General features: G+C 66.7%; 17 protein-coding genes. 8 read left to right on the top strand and 9 right to left on the bottom strand.

The window, feature by feature from the left end; genetic code table 11:
- Positions 1 to 843 carry a nitrate reductase molybdenum cofactor assembly chaperone gene (gene narJ, locus IHE57_RS02310; protein ID WP_209370517.1) on the top strand — a complete coding sequence of 281 codons (843 nt, stop codon included), beginning with the start codon at positions 1 to 3 and terminating at the stop codon, positions 841 to 843.
- Positions 840 to 1,571, top strand: coding sequence for a respiratory nitrate reductase subunit gamma (gene narI / locus IHE57_RS02305; RefSeq protein ID WP_209324017.1), 732 nt, complete (start codon positions 840 to 842; stop codon positions 1,569 to 1,571). The genes narJ and narI overlap by 4 nt, the downstream gene beginning before the upstream one ends.
- On the opposite strand, the gene IHE57_RS02300 is transcribed toward narI, so the two are convergent.
- The gene (locus IHE57_RS02300) at positions 1,565 to 2,308 is read right to left on the bottom strand and encodes a winged helix-turn-helix transcriptional regulator (RefSeq protein ID WP_209370514.1); all 744 of its coding nucleotides are present in this window, start codon (positions 2,306 to 2,308) and stop codon (positions 1,565 to 1,567) included. The two genes, narI and IHE57_RS02300, sit on opposite strands and share 7 nt — an antisense overlap.
- 195 nt (positions 2,309 to 2,503) lie before the next feature.
- Here IHE57_RS02300 and IHE57_RS02295 point away from each other — a divergent pair, with 195 nt between their 5' ends.
- Positions 2,504 to 4,228, top strand: coding sequence for an amidase (locus IHE57_RS02295; RefSeq protein WP_209370512.1), 1,725 nt, complete (start codon positions 2,504 to 2,506; stop codon positions 4,226 to 4,228).
- Between the two features lie 73 nt (positions 4,229 to 4,301).
- Here the strand turns inward: IHE57_RS02295 and IHE57_RS02290 are convergent, their stop codons facing one another.
- Complete coding sequence (locus IHE57_RS02290) at positions 4,302 to 5,015, bottom strand: DUF998 domain-containing protein (protein WP_209370510.1); 714 nt, start codon at positions 5,013 to 5,015, stop codon at positions 4,302 to 4,304.
- A 123-nt stretch (positions 5,016 to 5,138) separates the two neighbouring features.
- Here IHE57_RS02290 and IHE57_RS02285 point away from each other — a divergent pair, with 123 nt between their 5' ends.
- From IHE57_RS02285 to IHE57_RS02275, 3 genes are all read left to right on the top strand, one after another.
- Positions 5,139 to 5,912, top strand: coding sequence for an isocitrate lyase/PEP mutase family protein (locus IHE57_RS02285; protein WP_209370508.1), 774 nt, complete (start codon positions 5,139 to 5,141; stop codon positions 5,910 to 5,912).
- Positions 5,913 to 5,986: 74 nt separating this feature from the next.
- Entirely contained in the window at positions 5,987 to 6,748 is a 762-nt protein-coding gene (locus IHE57_RS02280) for a VOC family protein (RefSeq protein ID WP_209370506.1), read from the top strand.
- Positions 6,745 to 7,245, top strand: a complete 501-nt coding sequence (locus IHE57_RS02275) for a hypothetical protein (RefSeq protein ID WP_209370503.1) — start codon at positions 6,745 to 6,747, stop codon at positions 7,243 to 7,245. Before IHE57_RS02280 ends, IHE57_RS02275 begins: the two co-directional genes overlap by 4 nt.
- Before the next feature lie 14 nt (positions 7,246 to 7,259).
- Here IHE57_RS02275 and IHE57_RS02270 read toward each other — a convergent pair whose 3' ends face one another.
- Together IHE57_RS02270 and IHE57_RS02265 are read right to left on the bottom strand one after the other, a co-directional pair.
- Positions 7,260 to 9,389: a RecQ family ATP-dependent DNA helicase gene (locus IHE57_RS02270; protein ID WP_209370501.1), complete on the bottom strand. Its 2,130-nt coding sequence runs from the start codon at positions 9,387 to 9,389 to the stop codon at positions 7,260 to 7,262.
- Between the two features lie 279 nt (positions 9,390 to 9,668).
- A complete protein-coding gene (locus IHE57_RS02265) occupies positions 9,669 to 10,568 on the bottom strand; it encodes an ArgP/LysG family DNA-binding transcriptional regulator (RefSeq protein WP_253719831.1) in 900 nt (299 codons plus the stop codon).
- A 70-nt stretch (positions 10,569 to 10,638) separates the two neighbouring features.
- Here IHE57_RS02265 and IHE57_RS02260 point away from each other — a divergent pair, with 70 nt between their 5' ends.
- Positions 10,639 to 11,238, top strand: a complete 600-nt coding sequence (locus IHE57_RS02260; RefSeq protein WP_366933829.1) for a LysE/ArgO family amino acid transporter — start codon at positions 10,639 to 10,641, stop codon at positions 11,236 to 11,238.
- Between the two features lie 204 nt (positions 11,239 to 11,442).
- Here IHE57_RS02260 and IHE57_RS02255 read toward each other — a convergent pair whose 3' ends face one another.
- A complete protein-coding gene (locus tag IHE57_RS02255; RefSeq protein WP_209370499.1) occupies positions 11,443 to 13,620 on the bottom strand; it encodes a YhgE/Pip domain-containing protein in 2,178 nt (725 codons plus the stop codon).
- Between the two features lie 51 nt (positions 13,621 to 13,671).
- Positions 13,672 to 14,520: an ATP-binding cassette domain-containing protein gene (locus IHE57_RS02250; RefSeq protein ID WP_209370496.1), complete on the bottom strand. Its 849-nt coding sequence runs from the start codon at positions 14,518 to 14,520 to the stop codon at positions 13,672 to 13,674.
- 298 nt (positions 14,521 to 14,818) lie between these two features.
- Here IHE57_RS02250 and IHE57_RS02245 point away from each other — a divergent pair, with 298 nt between their 5' ends.
- A complete protein-coding gene (locus IHE57_RS02245) occupies positions 14,819 to 15,895 on the top strand; it encodes a tellurite resistance/C4-dicarboxylate transporter family protein (RefSeq protein ID WP_209370494.1) in 1,077 nt (358 codons plus the stop codon).
- A 403-nt stretch (positions 15,896 to 16,298) separates the two neighbouring features.
- Here IHE57_RS02245 and IHE57_RS02240 read toward each other — a convergent pair whose 3' ends face one another.
- From IHE57_RS02240 to IHE57_RS02230, 3 genes are all read right to left on the bottom strand, one after another.
- Positions 16,299 to 16,895, bottom strand: a complete 597-nt coding sequence (locus tag IHE57_RS02240; protein ID WP_253719830.1) for a DUF805 domain-containing protein — start codon at positions 16,893 to 16,895, stop codon at positions 16,299 to 16,301.
- A 176-nt stretch (positions 16,896 to 17,071) separates the two neighbouring features.
- Positions 17,072 to 18,370 carry an MFS transporter gene (locus IHE57_RS02235; protein ID WP_209370492.1) on the bottom strand — a complete coding sequence of 433 codons (1,299 nt, stop codon included), beginning with the start codon at positions 18,368 to 18,370 and terminating at the stop codon, positions 17,072 to 17,074.
- Positions 18,371 to 18,443: 73 nt separating this feature from the next.
- Positions 18,444 to 18,989: a MarR family winged helix-turn-helix transcriptional regulator gene (locus IHE57_RS02230; RefSeq protein ID WP_209370489.1), complete on the bottom strand. Its 546-nt coding sequence runs from the start codon at positions 18,987 to 18,989 to the stop codon at positions 18,444 to 18,446.
- Positions 18,990 to 19,079: the final 90 nt, after the last annotated feature.

Here is a 19,079-nt window from a genome sequence, read left to right as displayed (position 1 = left end):
ATGTACCGACCGCTGAAGTTCTTGTCCAAGTGGACGAAACGCGCCGCCGTGCACGCCGAGTCCGGCGGGCAGACCGCGCCGGGGGTGAGCCGCCAGGCTCTGCGCGCCGTCTATGCCGCCGCCTCCTGGCTCATCGACTATCCCGATGAGGAGGCGCTGCAGAGGCTGCCGCAGATCTCGGCCGTCCTCGACCGAGCGGACGTGCCGAAGAACCTGCGTGAGGATCTTGACGCGACGATCGGCCACCTCGGCGCTGCCGATCCCATCGAACTGCGTGCAGACTATGTCGAAACCTTCGACACGCGGCGTCGCGGCTGCCTGTTCCTCACCTATTTCTCCAATGGGGACACGCGCAAGCGCGGGCAGGCGCTGCTGCAGATCAAGGACATCTACCGATCGGCGGGTCTGGACATGGACGAAACGCAGCTGCCGGACCATCTCACCTACGTCCTCGAATTCGCCGCCGGGCACGATCTCGACGCAGGCGTGCGGATCCTGCTGTCCAACCGGGCCGGGATCGAGCTGCTGCGCCTGCACCTGACCGAGATCGACTCCCCCTGGGCGGGCACGATCCGCGCCGTCTGCGCCACCCTGCCCGCCCTCGACGGCGACGACATCCACGCCGTCGAACGGTTGGCCGCCGAGGGCCCGGCCACCGAGACCGTCGGCCTCGACGGACTCGGCGGCTACGGTGACGCTCCACCGAGCGCGGCCGAGATGACCGCGGCGATGGCGGCGGGCGCTGCGATGTCGCCCGGCTCGGCACAGGCCGCGGGCGGCTGTGGGAGCGGCGGGCAGCACACCTTCATTCCGCTGACAGATGTGACAGGAGAGCGATCATGAACTCACCGACAGTGCTGGACACGTTCCTGTGGGTGATCATCCCCTATATGGCGCTGGCCGTGTTCGTCCTCGGCCATGTCTGGCGCTTCCGTCGCGACCGCTTCGGATGGACGACGAGGTCGACCCAGATCTACGAATCGAAGCTGCTGCGGATCGGCTCACCGCTGTTCCACTACGGCATCATCTTCGTCTTCCTGGGTCACGTCATCGGCCTCGGGATTCCGAAGTCGTGGACCTCCGCCGTGGGCATCACCGACCACATGTACCACTTCATGGCGATCACGGTGGGCCTGGGCGCCGCGGCCGCGACGGTCGGCGGGCTCGCCCTGCTCATCTACCGCAGGCGGACGAACAACCGCGTCTTCGGGGCGACGACCCGACTCGACAAGCTCATGTACCTCATGCTCGCAATCGTCATCCTCGCCGGGGTGTACTCGACGATCTTCGACTCGGCGCTCAGCGACTACGACTACCGTGAGGGCGTGTCCGTGTGGTTCCGCCAGTTCTGGATGTTCCAGCCCGACATCGCGCTCATGGCGCAGGCGCCGCTGGGCTTCCAGATCCATGTCATGGCCGCGATCCTCATCTTCGCACTGTGGCCCTTCACCCGACTCGTCCATGTGTTCGCCGCGCCGCTGGGCTACATCACACGGCCGTACATCATCTACCGCTCGAAGGACCGGCAGACCCAGCCGGAGCGCCGCGGCTGGGAGCGCATCGACTACTGAGAGCCGTCGTCCGGGTCCGAACCCGGCTCAGGGCCCTGCCTGGGCTCGGAGTCCCGCTCGGACTCGGCGCCCGATCCGGCTTCCGGTTCCTGCGGGATCGCGGCACCCGGGCAATCGGCATCGCGCAGCAGGATCTGGCAGGTGTCCGCCGAGGTGAACGGCAGCAGACGATCGAGCTCGAGCGGGCCGGGCACCTGGCTGAGGAGGCTGCGGACGAGATTCGCGTGGATCGCGCAGGCGATCTCGCGCTCGTCGCCGACCATCCGATAGTGCGGACACGGGGCCAGGGAGATGAGCATCTCCTCCTCGTCGACCATCGGCTCCATCCCCGAATCATCGAGGTGCTCATAGAGCACATCGAACTGCGCCCCGGCGTCATCGCCCAGTTCATCGAGTGCCGCCGGCTGCGTGCCATCGCCGTTCGCCAGCCTCCGCAGCACCTGCCGGTGCTCCCGGGCACGGTCGATGCGCTCACGAGCAGCTTCATTCATCTCGGGAGCGTCCACGGGCCGATAGACCATCGGAGGTCGCCCGCGCGTGCCGGTCGCGGCGGGCTCGAGACAGACGAAGCCCTCCTCGATGAGGATCCGCAGATGGTCCCTGGCGGTGTTGATGTGGAGGCCGACCTCGTCGGCGAGCTCCTTCAGCCGGCTTCCCGGCCGGTTCTGCACAGCACCGAGGAGCTTGACCCGGCTGACCTCGGCCAACCCTCGAAAATCGTTCACTCTTCGCGGCATGCCATCACTTCCTCGCGACTGCCTCAGTGGGGAACTGCTCGGAGACCGTCTCCACCTTCATTCTACAACCAGTAGAAATCTGTTCCGGGGCCGGGGCGACGGATTCCGCAGCCCGGCCGACCCCCTGTCGACGCTACCCTGGGCAGAGCAGACAATCGCAACGCGCACGCACCGCCGAGTGCACGGAGGATGAGCATGACGAAGTTCGATGCAGTCGAGGCCTCGATCGCCCAACTGCGCACCGCCCTCGAAGACGGCAGCACCACCTCGGTGGAGCTCGTCGAGGCCTACCAGGATCGGATCGCGGCTTTCGACGGCCCCGACACGCAGACGAAGCTGAACTCCGTGATCGTGGAGAATCCGCAGGCACTCGCCGAGGCGGCCGCCTCGGATGAGCGACGCGCCGCGGGACAGACACTGGGCCCCCTCGACGGGATCCCGTACACCGCGAAGGACAGCTACATGGTCGCCGGCCTGACCGTCGCCTCGGGCTCCCCGGCATTCGCCGATCTCGTGGCGCAGAAGGACGCGTTCACGATCGAGCGCCTGCGCGCCGGCGGCGCCATCTGCCTGGGACTGACGAACATGCCCCCGATGGCCAACGGAGGGATGCAGCGCGGCCTCTACGGTCGCGCCGAGAGCCCGTACAATGCGGAGTGGCTGACCAGCGCCTTCGCCTCGGGGTCATCGAACGGGTCGGGCACGGCGACGACGGCGAGCTTCGCGGCCTTCGGCCTCGGCGAGGAGACCTGGTCGTCCGGGCGAGCCCCGGCCTCGCACAATGCGCTCATCGCCTACACCCCGTCACGCGGAGTGATCAGCGTGCGCGGGAACTGGCCCCTCGTGCCGACCATGGACGTGGTCGTCCCCCACACCCGCACGATGGCCGACCTGTGCGAGGTCCTCGATGTCATCGTCGCCGACGACGCCGAGGCCCGCGGCGACTTCTGGCGCGTCCAGCCCTGGGTCGAGATCCCGGCGGCGAGCGCTGTGCGCCCGGATTCCTATGCGGCCCTGCTGCCGACCGACGCCCGGGCCGCGGCCTCGGCTCTGGCCGGCAGGCGCCTCGGCGTGCCGCGGATGTACATCAACGCCGACCCCGAGGCCGGGACGAATCCTCACGGAGGGATCGGCGGACCGACCGGTCAGCGGATCGACACCCGCGCCTCGGTGATGGAGGTGTGGGAGGCCGCTCGTCGTGACCTCGAGGCCGCCGGCGCCGAGGTGGTCGAGACCGACTTCCCGGTCGTGAGCAACTACGAGGGCGATCGTCTCGGAGCGCCGACGATCCGCACCCGCGGACTCGTCAGCTCCGATTACCTCGATCGCGAGCTCAACGACCTCTCCTCCTGGGCCTGGGACGATTTCCTTGCCGCCAACGGGGACCCGAAGCTCAGCTCGCTCACCCAGGTCGACGGACAGCAGATCTTCCCGCATCCTCAGGGCGCACTGCCCGACCGGTACACCGGCTTCGATGACGACATCGCGACCTACCCCGAGCAGGTGCGCACCAACGGCTATTCGTCGCTCACCGAGATCCCAGAGCTCGAAACGGGCGTGCGCGGACTCGAGGAGACCCGCCGGCTCGATCTCGAGAAGTGGATGGACGAACTCGGGCTCGATGCGGTGATCTTCCCGGCCATGGCCGATGTCGGCCCGGCCGACATGGATGTCGACGAGGCCTCGGCGGACCTCGGCTGGCGCAACGGCACCTGGGTCGCCAACGGCAATCTCGTCCCCCGGCACCTCGGCATCCCATCGGTGACGGTGCCGATGGGCACGATGGCCGATACGGGGATCCCGGTGGGCCTGACGATCGCCGGACGCGGCTGGGACGACAACGCACTCATCGAGATCGCCGCGGCCTTCGAGGCCACCGGGGACCGACGCGAGGCGCCTCCGCGGACCCCGCGGCTCTGAGGACTCTGTTTCGGGTCGTGAAACGTTGTTCCCTGAGGGCATTCCATCAGGCCGTTCCCCGTGTCCTCGTGGACTAGCGCCGTCGACCGTCCAGGTCGCGGTGCCGCCTCGAGGCATCACGCAGCTGCATCCATCCGGCGAGGACGAACCAGGCGAGGAATGGATAGGCGGCGACCCGCTCGATGATCCCGACCGGCAGACCCCAACCATCCGGAGCGGCCATGAGCAGGGTTCCGGCGAATCCGAACGCCGCCAGACCGATCGTCAGTCCGCCCAGCTCGACGGGCCCGATCCAGCGTTCCCTCGACCATCTGGTCATCGCGATGCCGACCGTGAGCAGGCCGAGGTTCTCGACCACGGCACCTCCGAAGCCCAGCGCCGCGTGCATGGTGGGGTCCACGTCGGCCGGGACCATTCCCGTTCCGGCCAGAAGCATCCCACCGGCGGCGAGCAGGAAGGACCCGCACCTGCCCCAGGCTGTCGGGGCGATCCAGTCGTGCCAGACGACCGCGATCACCGCGAGCATCGAACCGGCGAGGATGAAGACGCCGTTGACGAGGGGGTGGGCCGGCGAACACACCTCGATCAGAGGCTCGGAGTCACCCCACTCCCCGCATCCTGTCATTCCGAGGTGGCTGATCGACTGCTGCACGAACGAATAGGTGCCTTCGGAAGCCAGTGCCGCGGGAATCTCGATGAGAACGGCGAGCAGTGCGGCGAGCACGGCGAGCAGTGCCCAGACCCGCTCAGGTTTGGGCGAAACGCGAATGGTGCCCGAACCGGTCACCTCGCCCCTTCCGTGCGACGACCTCGGATGACGCTCATGGTACCAACGTGCCACCCTGAGACCTTCGGGTGAACCAGGCCGATCCCTGGCGTGTCGCACCCGCGGGGTGGAACAGTAGTCATCATGACCGACTACAGCGTGCTCGCCGAACGTGCTTTCACCCTGCTCGAAGGACACCACCAGCGCGGACCGCTCGTCCTGCCGACGGTCTGGGATGCCTGGTCGGCTCGAGCGATGGTGAAGGTGGGCTTCAACGCCCTGAGCATCGGCTCCCATCCCCTGGCGGACTCCCTCGGGTCCGCCGACGGTGAGGCGATGTCCCTCGAGACGGCACTGGCCGGAATCTCGCGAGTGACCGCCTCGGTGAATGTGCCGGTCACCGCGGACCTCGAATCCGGGTACGACACCCCCGCCCCCGATCTCATCGCCGGTCTCCTCGAGGCCGGAGCAGTGGGGGTGAACATCGAGGACACCGTCCACAGCCGCGGAAGCATGCGCAGCGCCGAGGAGCATGCGGAGTACATCTGGAGCCTGCGGCAGGCCGCCGAGGCCCAGCGCGTGCACGTCGTCATCAACGCCCGCACCGATGTATTCAAAAATGCCGAACAGTTCGACGACCCCGTCGCCGAGGCGATCCGCCGTCTCAAGCTGTGCACCGAGGCCGGTGCGGACTCGCTTTACCCCGTCGCGATCCCCGACACCGAAACCCTCACGACCATCCTGTCCGAGGTCACGCTGCCGCTCAATGTCACCGCGCACCCGATCAAGGGCGCGATCCCCGATGAGCTCGACCTGTCCCAGGTCGCCGATCTCGGCGTCAAGCGTGTGACCTTCGGGCCCCTGCTCCAGGCGGCGCTGCAGGACTGCTTCGCAGACTTCACCCGGAACTGGCACTAGGCGAACCACCAGGGAAACGGACGCCGGCGCCGATGAGACCCAGGCCGAGACAACCACAATGAAGAGGAGCCGCAATGCCTGCCGACCCCCGCGAGGGCCAGCCCGTCTGGATCGACTACACATGCCATGAGTTCGAGTCGACCACGAACTTCTATTCGCAGATCTTCGGATGGGAGTTCAACGACCAGGGGCCCGACTTCGGCCACTACAACATGATCACGAAGGACGGAGTGACCATCGGCGGTGCCATGCGCGCGCTCAACATGGACGGCACCCCGAATCCGATGATCCCAGCGACGTGGACGACCTATCTCCACACTGAGGACATCTCCGACGTCTATGCGAAGGCGCTCGAAGCCGGTGCCGCCCCCGTCGCCGAGCCCATGGCCGTGGGGCCGCTGGGACAGATGGCCGTCATCACCGATCCCACCGGTGCCGGTGTGGGCATGTGGCAACCCGGAGAGTTCTCCGGCTTCGACACACCTCTGACGCCGGGCACGCCCGTCTGGTTCGAGCTCATAACCGTGAACTACTCGGCCGCGAACGAGTTCTACGGCCACGTGTTCTCCTTCGAGATCACCCCGATGGGAGATTTCCCCTACTCCACGCACGGCGCCGGCGACGATGCCGTGGCCGGAATCTGCGATGCCCGAGAGTGGGTCCAGAACTCCTACTGGCGCACCTACTTCAACGTCGAACACGCCGATGCGGCGGCGTCGAAGGTTACAGAGCTCGGCGGCAAGGTGCTCGACGGCCCCGAAGACTCCCCGTACGGGCGCATCGTCACGGTCACCGATCCGGAAGGGGCGACGTTCCAGCTGCAGCAGAACCCGTGACGGACGCCGAAGCTGCCGCCGACCGCTTCCGGCCACTGCGGCGGCGCCTGCTCAGCCTCGGGCTCGGGGAGTTCGTCGCCGCGGCCGTCTTCGCCGTTGTGCCGTCGAACCTCGCATTCGTGGCCGCGGACGGCGCCGAAGCCGCCTTGTGGTTCGCACTGTCACCGCTGATCTTCGTCCTCGTCCAGGCCGGGACTTACTGGCTGCTCGCCCGGCACCACCTGCCGGAGACGATTCCGCGCGGTGCCGACCGCCTCTTCCGGGGGCTGCGCGTGCTCGATCCGATCGTGCTCTTCGGCTGCGGAATCGGCATCGTCGCCGCCTGGCCCGGGTCGAGCCTGAGCAGTGTGCTCATCGTCTTCGTCTGGCTGTTCGCCGTCGTCGAGTACATCAACTACTTCCACGTCCGCCTGTCCTACCCCTGGTCGACCTGGACCCGGCAGGTCGGGCGCCGGTCAACACCGAGGTTGGCCAGGGACCTGCGCCTGGCCCGCTGAGTCCGCCGTCTGCGTCAAGCTCGAAGAGCCAGTGCGAACGGCAGCACCGAAGCTGCTCCTGCCCGGCGCAGCAGGCGCGCGCAGATCGTCATCGTCCACCGCGACACCACCTCGTCATCGACCAGCAGCACCGACTTGCCGGACACTGCCTGCTCGACCTCGGGCGGTACGACGAAGGCTTCGAAGAGGTCCTTGACGCGGAAGGCGCTGTTGACGTCCGGGGTGCCGTGATCGCCGACCTGCAGAAGCTCACCGCCGTCGACGAGACGACCGGCCGATGCGAGGTTCGCGGCCAGGGACCGCACGGTCACGGGTCGACGGGCGCTCGGGATCGACACGACCACCTCGGGGCGGGTGTCCCAATTCCATTGCCCGAGCACCTCGAGGCACCACTTGCCGATCTGTGCCGGAACCTCGGCATCGGGAGCGTCGGGGGCGAGGAAGGACCGCAGTGTCTGCCCCTGTCCGAGGTCGCTCAGGCGTGCGATCGCACGCCCCTCCTCGGCGAGCTCTTCGGCCGGAATGCGCCCCTTGAGCGGCACGCCGATATTGGCCAGTCCGCTCGGCCAGGTGCTGCGCGGTTCGATGGGCAGGCCGATCTTGTGGAGGTTCCCCACCGCAGCCCGGCGCTGCTCCTCGGAGATCTCGGATGAGAACCACGCGCCTGCACAGTTGTCGCACCGGCCGCAGGGGCGCGGATCGGGGTCGTCGAGCTGCCGGATGAGGAACTCCATCCGGCACTGCTCGGTCGCCTCGTAGTCGAGCATGGCCTGCGCCTCGTCGGCCCGCACAGCCGCCACCTTCTCGTAGCGCTCCCGATCGTATGTCCATCCCTGACCGGTCGAGATGTATCCGCCGCGCACCTTGGACACGGCGTCTTCGACCTCGAGGGTCTTGAGCAGCAGGTTGAGCCGGGAGCGCTTGGTTCCGACCAGGGTCTCCAGGCGGGCCACGGAAAGGGGGCCGTCCGCCTCGGCCAGGGCGGCGAGCACGGCGTTCGCATCGTTCTGGTTCGGCATCGAGGCGGTGGCGAAGTACTCCCAGATCTGCTCATCCTCGGGGCCGGGGAGCAGGAGCACATCGGCCGAGTCAGTGGCGCGGCCGGCACGGCCGACCTGCTGGTAGTAGGCCACGGCCGAGGACGGTGCGCCGATGTGGATGACGAATCCGAGGTCGGGCTTGTCGAAGCCCATCCCCAGCGCCGAGGTGGCCACGAGCGCCTTGAGGCGGTTGTCCTTGAGCTGCTGCTCGAGTTCTGCACGCTCTTCGGCATCGGTCCGACCGGTATAGGCGCGGACCTCGTAGCCCTGGTCGCGCAGCATCCGGGTGATGTCCTCGGCGGCGCTGACGGTGAGTGTGTAGATGATCCCGGATCCGGCGAAATCGGCGAGATGGGAGCCCAGCCAAGCGATGCGAGCACTGGCGTCGAGGTCGGACAGGACGCCGAGGCGCAGGGAGTCGCGGGCGAGTTCGCCGCGGACGACCGTCGTGTGTTCCCCGAGCTGTTCGGCGACATCGGTGACCACCCGCGAATTGGCCGTGGCGGTGGTGGCCAGCACCGGGGTGTTCATGGGCAGCTCGGCCAGGATGCGACCGATGCGTCGATAGTCCGGACGGAAGTCGTGCCCCCAGTCGGAGATGCAGTGGGCCTCGTCGACGACGATGAGGCCGAGGAAGGACAGCAGCTGCGGGAGCACTTCATCACGGAACTGCGGATTGTTCAGCCTCTCCGGGGAGACGAGGAGGACGTCGAGGCTGCCGGCCCTGAGGTCGTCGAGCACAGAGTCCCATTCGGTGACGTTCGATGAGTTGAGGCTGGCGGCGCGGACTCCGGCACGCTGCGCCGCTGCGATCTGGTCGCGCATGAGCGCCAGCAGCGGGGAGATGATGAGGCTCGGGCCGGTTCCTGCCGAGCGCAGCATCCGCGTGGCCACGAAGTAGACCGCGGACTTGCCCCATCCGGTGCGCTGGACGACGAGGACGCGCTTCTTGAACTGCACGAGGTCGCGGATCGACTCGAGCTGCCCCTCGCGGAACTGCGCGTCCGGATTCGCGGTGAGCTCGGTGAGGATCCGTTGGGCCTCGGCGGTGAAGTCGTCATGGGCGGCAGGGACCGGCGGGGATGTCGGGGCGCTTTCCGTCATGGGGCCAGTCTAGGCCGAGGCACTGACGCACCTGCCATAAGCAGGCCAAGTGGACGATCGGCAGGATCCTCGCCCCCTGACCTTCTGGACCCCTGACTTTCTGGGCCCCCTGATCTTCCGGAGTGTGGGCGCTTGGGCAGGCGAATCGGCACCCCAGACACCTTGGGTGGGCTAAATGGGCAGGATCTCTTGCGAAAAATTCATCCCATTTGGACCACCTAAGCAGGCAGAATCAGCCTGTTTCGACCACCTGAGCGCACCGCACTCCCAGGCCTCGGCTCAGCACATGGCGGCAGCCGCGCGCCGCAATGCCTCGGTGAGGCGGGAGAGCTTGTCCGAAGCGAGCGTCCAATGATGCCAGTACAGCGGAACGTCGATGTGCGGGTCCTCACCGATCTCCACGAGGTCGGCATCGAGCGCCTCGAGCTGCATCACCGGAATCATCCCCCAGCCGAGGCCGGCGGCGACTGCAGCCGCGAATTCCGCCGAACCCGGCACAACCGAGATCGGCGGCCTCGCAGCGATGCCGCAGCGACGGAGGAACTCGAACTGCAGGTCGTCGTCCTGTCCGAAATTCACCATCGGCAGCTGCGTCAGGTCAGGATCACCCTCTGCGGCATGCCTTTCCAGCAGCGACCGCTCTGCCACGGCGACATACCGCATCGTCCCGAGCTCATCGACCTTCGTCCCGTATCCTCCTGTCTCCGCCGATGTGATCGTGCCCAGCACCTCCCCCGAGGCCAGCAGCGGCAGCGCCTTGTCCTGATCGACGACTTCGATGCGGACGACGACGTCGTCCCAGCCGGCCGCCTCGGCGAAGAGGGGGCGGAACCACGTCGCCATCGAATCGGCGTTGACGCCGATCCGCAGCACTGTGGGCTCGCGCCGTCGGCCGCTGGCCTCATCCGCGCCGAGCGCATCGGCATCGATGCCGTGCAGCCGGTCGAGCGCTTCGGATTCGAGGAGCTCGACCTGCCGTGCATAGCGCAGAATGGCCTGCCCAGCCTCGGTGACGGTGATCGGATTCGTACGCCGGATGAGCACCTGCCCGAGGCGGGTCTCGAGTGTGCGGATGCGCTGGCTGGCCGCCGAGGCGGTGATGCCGAGGACGAAGGCCGCACCTTCGACGGTGCCTTCGTCCACAGCGGCGGCGAGCGCTTTGACATGGTCGATGTTCATGAAGCAATTGTGCATCAATTGCATATTCTGTTGTTTTTCTTATCTCCCGGCGATCCTTACTCTTGAAGCCGTGCTCGCTCATCTCATCACCGGAATGCTCACCGGCTGGTCGCTCATCATCGCCGTCGGGCCGCAGAACGCGCTCATCCTCCGGCAGGGGATCCGGCGCGAGCACCTCGGCGTCGTCGTCGGGATCTGCATCCTCGCCGATGTGCTGCTCATCGGCGCGGGAACCGTGGGAATCGGGGCGATCGTCCTCCTCGCCCCGTGGGCCCTGGAGGTCCTGCGGTGGCTGGGCGTGGCCTATCTGCTGTGGTTCGCGTGGAGCAGCCTGAGATCTGCCAGGACGGCGTCGGGGCTCGAGGCGGACACGCATCAGCGCAGCCTGAAGTCGGTGATCGTGACCACGCTGGCCCTGACGTTCCTCAACCCCGGCGTCTATCTCGACACCGTCGTAATGCTCGGAAACCTCGCCAACCAGCAGGGACCCGGCGGCGTCGGGCCGTTCACGATCGGCGCGATGCTCGGCTCGATCACCTGGTTCCTCGGCATCGGCTACGGCGCCCGCGGGCTCTCCCGCTATCTGGCCCGGCCCCGGGTGTGGCAGGTCCTCGATGTGCTCATCGCGATCGTGCTCATCATCCTCGCCGTCCGGCTGGCACTCGGGTAGGGCGGCTGGCTCGTCCAGCTCGCAGGTCCCCCGGGCTCTCGACCCTCCACCGCCGTCGTCTGTCGCGGCACTGAACACAGCGAGAGCTGGTCGCGTTCGGATACGAAATCGGCGATCCGGTATCCGAACGTGACCAGTTCTCGGGAGAGAGCGCCGCAGGAGACGACGCCTCGAGCCCGCATCGGGCGGACGCGCCCTGGCCGCCTACAGACTCAGGCTCGGGTGGAGCTGAGTGAGTGTGACCATGCGCTTGCGGGAACAGACGACGACGGTCGCGGCCAGGCAGATCAGCGTCATCAACAGCAGGACCACCGCCGACTGCGCCGCGATGAACATATCGCCGCCGGCGATGAGCGTGCGCAGTCCGTTGACCGCATGGGTCATCGGCAGGAACGGTGAGATGATCTGGAAGATCCCCGGTGCCGTCTGGACCGGATAGGTCCCTCCGGCCGAGGCGATCTGGATCATCAGCAGCACCAGGGCGATGAGTCTGCCCACTCCCCCGAGCGCCGCGACGCACAATTGATGCACGGAGTGGAAGCTCGCGGCGACGAGGATGGAGAACAGCAGGGTCCAGAGCCAGGCGCCGGCCGAGAAGTCGAGCGCGAAGGTGAGAACGAGGTAGAGCACGGCCACCTGGGCGATGCCGAAGAGGAGACCGGGCACATAGCCGGCCCAGGCGATGCGCGTGGACTTCGCCGATGACGCCAGAGCGCGATACGGGATGGCGTTGATGACCATGTAGGTGATCATTCCGCCGATCCACAGCGCCAGGGAGACGAAGAAGGCCGCCAGGCCCTCACCATAGGCGTCGACCGCGTTGTCCTTGACCTTATCGGCATCGACCGGCACGGCGACGACGTCCGAGCGGTGGTCGCGGTCGTTCTTGTCATAGGTCGGAATCTGCTTGAGCCCCTCCTCGAGGCCGTCGGAGAGCTCGCCGGAGCCATCGACGAGCTTGCCGGCGCCGGTGTCGAGCTCCTTCGACCCGTCGACGAGCTGCGAAGAGCCGTCCTTGAGGTCGCCGACGCCAGTCTTCGCCTGGGAGGTGCCGTCCTTGAGCTGTTTGGCTCCGTCATTGAGATCACCGGCACCTGTGGCGAGTTTGCCCGCTCCGGCATCGAGCTTGACCAGGCCGGAGTGCAGGTCATCGGCTCCCGTCGAGACCTGCTGCGCACCGTCGTCGAGCTGCCCGATCTTCTTGTCGGCGGCCTTGATCTTCGCCATGACGTCGTCGACGGCCTTCGTCACCGGGTCCTCGAGCTTCTTGGCCTCGTCCTTGGCATCGGAGGCGCGCTCATGAGCGGAGTCGAGGTCGTCCCCGAGTCCGTTCATGTCCTCGGCGAGCCGCTGCACGTTCGGATCGTCCGGGTAGTCCTCCTGGAGCTGCTTGATCCGGTCGTCCATGTCCCCGCGCACGGTGGTGCGGGCATCGTCGAAGTCGCCTTCGGCCCTTTCGAGCTTGGGCCGGGCACCGTCGACGAGGTCGTCGGCCTTCCGTTTGAGATCCTCGGCCTTTCCGGTGGTCTCATCGGCGACGTCGCGCAGCTGCGAGGTGCCGTCGGCGACCTGGCCGGCCCCGTCGGCGAGGTCCTTCGAACCGTTCTTCGCCTCGGTGGTGGACTTCGCCAGGGTGTCCGCGCCCGTCTTCAGGTCGCCGCTTCCCTTGACGAGTTCGCCGGCTCCGTCGTCGAGGTCGCCGATGCCCTTCTGCAGAGTGCCGACGCCCTTGTCGAGTTCGGTCGTGCCGTCGACGAGTTCGCCGGTGCCGTCGTGGAGTTCGATGGAGCCGTCGTTGAGCTGCGAGGCTCCGTCGGCGGCCTTCTCGGTCTGGGAGTGGATGTCGTTGAACCCGACATAGACTTCCGAGACGTATTCGGCCGTGGTGGTCTCGTTCAGGCTCGACTTGATCTCGGTCAGCACCGTGCCGGCCAGTTGGCCGACGATGAAGTTGTGGGCGTCGTCGGTGCGCAGCTGGAGCCCTGCCTGCTCCGGATCGTCGCCACCGGTGGATACCAGCTGCTCGGAGAAGTCCGAAGGGATCTCGAGGACGGCGAAGTACTTGCCCTCGGCCAGTCCCTCATCGGCCTCCTTCTGAGAGGTCTCTTCCCAGTCGAAGCCGCCCTCGCCCTTGGGCGTGATCTCGTCGACGAGCTCATCGCCGGCGTGCAGGGATTCGCCGTCGGAGTCCGGCTTCTTCGCCCCTGTGTCCTCGTTGACCACTGCCGCCTGCAGCTTGTCGAGGTGGTCGGTCGGAGACCAGTTCGAGGCGAGGTAGAGGCCACCGTAGATGGCGGGGATGACGGCGACGACGATCATCGCCAGACGGGTGATCGCGTGCCGTTTGAAGCGAGAGAGCTCGAGCCATGGCAGGGAGAACATCGAAGAATCACCTTTGGGGTCGAAGTGAAGGGATCACGGAGTGCGGCGGCCTCAGTGGCGTGGGGGCTGGTGCGGGCTGAGCTGCAGTTCGCTCACCCCGGTGGGCGAGACCTCCGACTGCAGAGCCTCCAGGGCGATGTCGAATTCCGAGGAATCCTCGCAGGAGACGATGAACGTGAGCGGATTGTCCGGGTCTCTCGTTTTCCGCAGCTCCTGGTAGATGAGCAGACCGGCCCATGCCCGGGCGCGATCGGAGCGTTCACGCAGGTAGTCGATATTGTCGATGACGATGAGCGGCGGCCGACTGAGGCTCGCGAGTCCGAACTCGAGGAGGAACTTCTGCAGCTCGCTCAGCTCGGAGACGAACACCTCACCGTCCGCGTCGATGAGGAAGTCGGCTTCCCGGGCGTCTTCGGTCGAGAAGGTCCCCTCGGGCAGCTCATCGATGAACTCGGTCGCCGAGCGGAAGGTATCGCGGATGAGACCGATGACCTCGCGCAGCGACGGTTTCGACACCCACGGCTTGTACCAGGGCTGCAACATGATCTGCCGCTCGGCAACGTGTTGGGCCACCGTGAAGTCGTTCTCCAGATCGGTCAGCCCCTCGACGTGCCCGACGGCGACGTGCTCGCGGGCGGCGCGGGCCTGCTTCCGGATATCCAGATCGCCGAGGCGGCCCTCCCCTGCGGAGACGCGCATCCGCCCGGCGATGGAGAGCAGGAGCGAGGTCTTGCCGCTGCCGGCGGGGCCGCGGATGATCGCGATGCCGCCGGTCGGCACGTCGAGATCGATGCCCGAGAAGACGCTTCCCTGCTTTCCTGACATGCCCCAGCCCTGCAGATGGACCGCATCGCTGCTGGTTTCGGCATCCTCGGTGAGCGTGTCCGATGTGCTCTCCATTGCCCTGGCTCCCAATCGTCTGTGCCTGCGTCGTCTGTGTCTGCGTCGGTCGATCGCATTGGGGTGCATCCGCACGTCCCGTTTCTGAGCAGACTACGCCACTGCGGCGCGCTCGTTGCGGCATACCCCGATTCGGGTCAAGTTACCCATAGGTAACTATAATCAAGCCGACCGCGATTCTGAATCTCACGCGGGCGAATGTCTGCAATCACACAGTCCCTCGGCGGCCCGAGGGCACAACCTGCCCGAGGGTCGTAGTATCGAAGGTGGAGAAGAGGGAAACGAGAACGAGGAACGGATGAGCACAGCCAGCGGCGATCTCTCGCAACTGCACAGGGACTGGGGACTGAACCCGGCGACCCTCGCCCCCGGCTGCTTCGCCTCGGTCATGGCCACGGGCATCGTCTCGATCGGCGCACAGTTCAAAGGACTCGCGCTGATCTCGGCGGTGCTGTTCTGGGTGGCGGTCGCGCTCTACGCCTATTTCATCGTGCTCACCCTCTGGCGGGTTCTGCGCTTCCGGCAGGGCCTTCGCCACGACCTCCACGATCCGAACCGGGCTTTCGGCTTCTTCACCATCATCGCGGGTACGAACGTCCTCGTCACCGCCCTCGTCGGCCTCGGCGTCATACCTGTGGCGATGGTCCTGTTCTGCGTCGGAGGCCTGCTGTGGCTCGTGCTCGGCTATGCGATCCCATTCACCGCTGTGCTCGGCTCGAGCATCCGCCCGGTCGTCACCGGGGTCAACGGCACGTGGTTCGTCTGGGTCGTCGCGGCACAGTCCGTGGCGGTCGCGGCCTCGAGCCTGGCCATCGCGCTGCCGAAGACGAACACCGCCCCACAGCTCGTGGTGCCCCTGTCACTGCTCGCCGTGGTGATGTGGTCGGTCGGCCTCGCGCTCTATATCGCCTGCGCGGTCTTCCTCGGGGTACGGGTGCTGCTGCACCGACTGGAGCCGGAGGACTTCGACGCCCCGTACTGGGTGACGATGGGCGCGCTGGCGATCTCGATCGTTGCGGGCTCCAGGATCCTCGAACTCGAATCGACGCCGCTCCTCGATGCGACGCGTCTGCTCGTCGGAGGCTCTTCGGCTCTGCTGTGGGCCTTCGCCACGTGGCTCATCCCCTCGCTCGTGCTGGCCGGGGCCTGGCGTCATCTGCGCCACCGCGTACCGCTGGGCTATTCGGCGGGGCTGTGGAGCATGGTCTTTCCGCTGGGCATGTATGCAGTGGCGAGCATGTACCTGGGCAACTCGGACCACGTGCCGGCGATCGAGTGGATCGGTCAGCACTGGTTCTGGGTCGGCTTCACCGTCTGGGCGATCGTCTTCGCCGCCATGGTCTGGTCGTTCATCCGCTCCCTGCGCGACCGGTGAGTCTCCTGCCCGGCCGGCGAGCTCCCTGCGCGACCGGTGAGTCTCCTGCCCGGCCGACGAGCTCTCTGCGCGACCGGTGAGTCTCCGCGAGCTCGGCGCGGGGGTCTCTGCAAATTCAGCGGAGGCACAGCATCACATTTCGCGACTCTGACGCTCCGCACCGCTTTTCGAGAGACGAAACGCCCCGCCGATGCCAACTCGCACCGATGCAACGGTGTCAGATGGCACTGACGGGGCGTGATGGTCGCGCAGCGGGAGGAGATGGCACGGACGGGGCGTGATGACCGCACAGCGGGAGGAGACTGCCACCGACGAGGCGGTTCGAGCGGTCAGGAGACCCTCCGGACGATCACCCTGGTTACCCCGACTCCGCGGTCGCTCAGACTCCTCGAACCCTGGCAGGTCAGGCGTCGAAGCGCTGGCCCTCGGGCTTGGTTTCCATGACCATCAGAATGAGCACGATGATCCACCCGACTCCGGGGATGAAGTGGAGGAACCACATCGGTCCCGGGTAGTTCGCATCATGGAGACGGCGCCAGGAGATCGACAGGTACGGGATGATCGTCGCAAGACCGATGATAAGCATCAGGATGCCGCCGATCCCGGTGAGCGCCAAGGCCCCACCGGACGGGCCTGCCGACATGCCGTAGGGGTCCGCGGCCGACATCGAGGCCGATGCCGCCGACATCCCCACGCCGATCCCACAGAGAATCCCGGGTATCACCGGCAGCAGAGTCACAAAGAGGTACGCCCACCAGTATTCGCTGCGCGAGGCGCGTCCGGAGAACTTCGTGTAGTTCTTGAAGAAGCGCTTGATGGCCTGCCCGAAGGACGCACCGTAGAGCGGGAGCGAGAGGTCGTCGGGGCTGGCGGCTCCGCGAGGCGCTCCGCCGAAGCCCTGTGCACCGTACCCCTGTCCGCCGGGCGTCCCGGCGCCTGGCATTCCTTGGCCGGGCGCTCCGGAGCCCGAGTTGTATGCTGCGTTCGCGTCGTAGGACATGATGGCCTTCATTGTTAGGTGATATTTCCGGCGGCACTCTTCCGCTGATCGTCAGGGTTCCTTCAGCCGATCATCAGGAAGCGCGATCACCATTCTGCCTTATCGCACCCGTCGATCACGTGAATACCCGGTTTCAGATCTGCAACACCGCTGTGCCGGGCCACGGGAGCCAGGGCTCAGGAATCGCCACCGGTCAGCGCATAGGCCTCGTCGACGGCAGTCTCGTCGATGTGTCCGTCGACGCGACGCAGCGCTTTCCAGCCGAGCGAGATGACCACGACCGACAGCAGCGCGGCTCCGGCACCGAAGAGGTAGGGTGCGCCGGCGCTGATCGACTCGGACACCGAGCCCGCGACGATCGGCGCCACTGCGCCGCCGACGAAGCGCACGCCCGAGTAGGTTCCCGAGGCCACCGGGCGGGGCAGGTCGCTGACCTCCATGGCCGATTCGGTGAAGATCGTGTTCAGCAGGCCGAGCAGCAGTCCCGCGATCACGACACAGACGATGATGCCGATGAACGATTCGACGATGAACGACATGACGGCCAGCAGCGCGGCCAGTCCGATGAGCGTGACAATGAGGCTGCGGCGACGGCCCATGCGCTTGGTCAGCAGCGGAGCACCGAACACCGAGGTGACTGCCACGCAGATGCCCCAGCCGAAGAAGACGTACCCGAGCCCCATGGCACCGAATTCCTCGATGCCCATCTTCGCGGCGGCCGCCTCGACGGGGAAGGGACTGTAGGCCAGCAGGATGAAGAAGCCGAAGTTGTAGAGCAGAGCGGAGACGCCCAGCACGGCCACGCCCGGCCGAGCCAGGGCGCGGAACGTGGCGCTGAGCCTGATCGGCTCGGCGGTGGGGCCGTTCGAGTTCGTACCTCCCGGAAGCAGCACGACGATGGCGATGAAGCCGATGGCCATGAGGACAGCTGTGCCGAAGAAGGGCCCGCGCCAGGACATGCCGCCGAGCAGACCGCCCAGCAGCGGGCCGGTGGCGATGCCCACGCCCAGGGCCGCCTCGTAGAGGATGATCGCCTTATCGGCACCGCCCGAGGCCGCGCCGACGATCGTCGACAGCGCCGTGGAGATGAACAGCGCATTGCCCAGTCCCCAGCCGGCCCGGAAGCCGATGATCTGGTCGACCGTGCCGGAGAACCCGGCGAGGGCGGAGAACGCGACGATGAGGACGAGCCCGACGAGCAGTGTCGTCTTGGCGCCGATGCGCGAGGACAGGAAGCTGGTGAAGAACATCATGCCGCCTGTGATGAACAGGTAGCTGGTGAACAGCAGCATCGACTGTGCCGGTGTGGCATCGAGCTCGGCCGAGATGGCCGGCAGGATCGGATCGACCAGGCCGATGCCCATGAACGCGATGACCGCGGCGAATGCCACGGCCCATACGGCTCGCGGCTGACGCAGAATGGATGCTTCCGCTGCGGTGTCTCCTGGTGCTTCGTTGTCGGTTGACGCTCTCATCTGGTGGCCGCGGCCCCTTCCCTGTGGTGCGATATGTGGTGAAATCTGTGGGTGATTCGCGGTCGCGCCCGGATCAGGCGGGCTCGACCTCCGTGGATCCGTCCCCGTCGCGTTCCTGCACGGAATCCTCCTGCACGGAACCTTCCTGTACGGGCGCTTCCTGCACAGCCTCCTCGGCGCTGTCGACCGGGTGGCGGTCCTTAAGGAAGTCCGACACCAGCCCCAGCGCGCGATCGACGCTCATCCGCTCATCGGGGGACAGCGATTCGAAATAGGGCTGCATCTGCTCGATCATGATCGACCGGTTCTCGGCCAGCCGCTGGCGGCCCTCCTCGGTCAGAGAGAACTGGGAAGCGCGCCCATCGGTCGGACTCGCCTCCCGGAGCACGAGACCCGCCTCCTCGAGTCGGGCGAGGAGCTTCGTCGCCGCAGGCTGCGAACTCAGATACCCCTGCGCGAAATGGCCGACCCGAACGGGCTGATACTGCTCGACGACGGCGAGCGCGCGCAGAGTCGCCAAGGAGTTCTCATTGCCGATCACTCGCCGAAACGCCCGAGTCAGGCGCGACGAGACGACGACGAGCCGCGAGACGAGCTCTGCCGAATCCACATCATCCATAACTTATTTATATACCCAGGTTATGCATCCCTGCAAATCGCTCAGCCCACCGGCCGATGGACTCGGTCTGTGACCGATGCCATTCCCGCC

Origin of the sequence: Brevibacterium renqingii (assembly GCF_017808105.1) — a bacterium.
Taxonomy (GTDB): domain Bacteria; phylum Actinomycetota; class Actinomycetes; order Actinomycetales; family Brevibacteriaceae; genus Brevibacterium; species Brevibacterium renqingii.
This window is presented reverse-complemented; position numbering and strand designations above follow the sequence as displayed.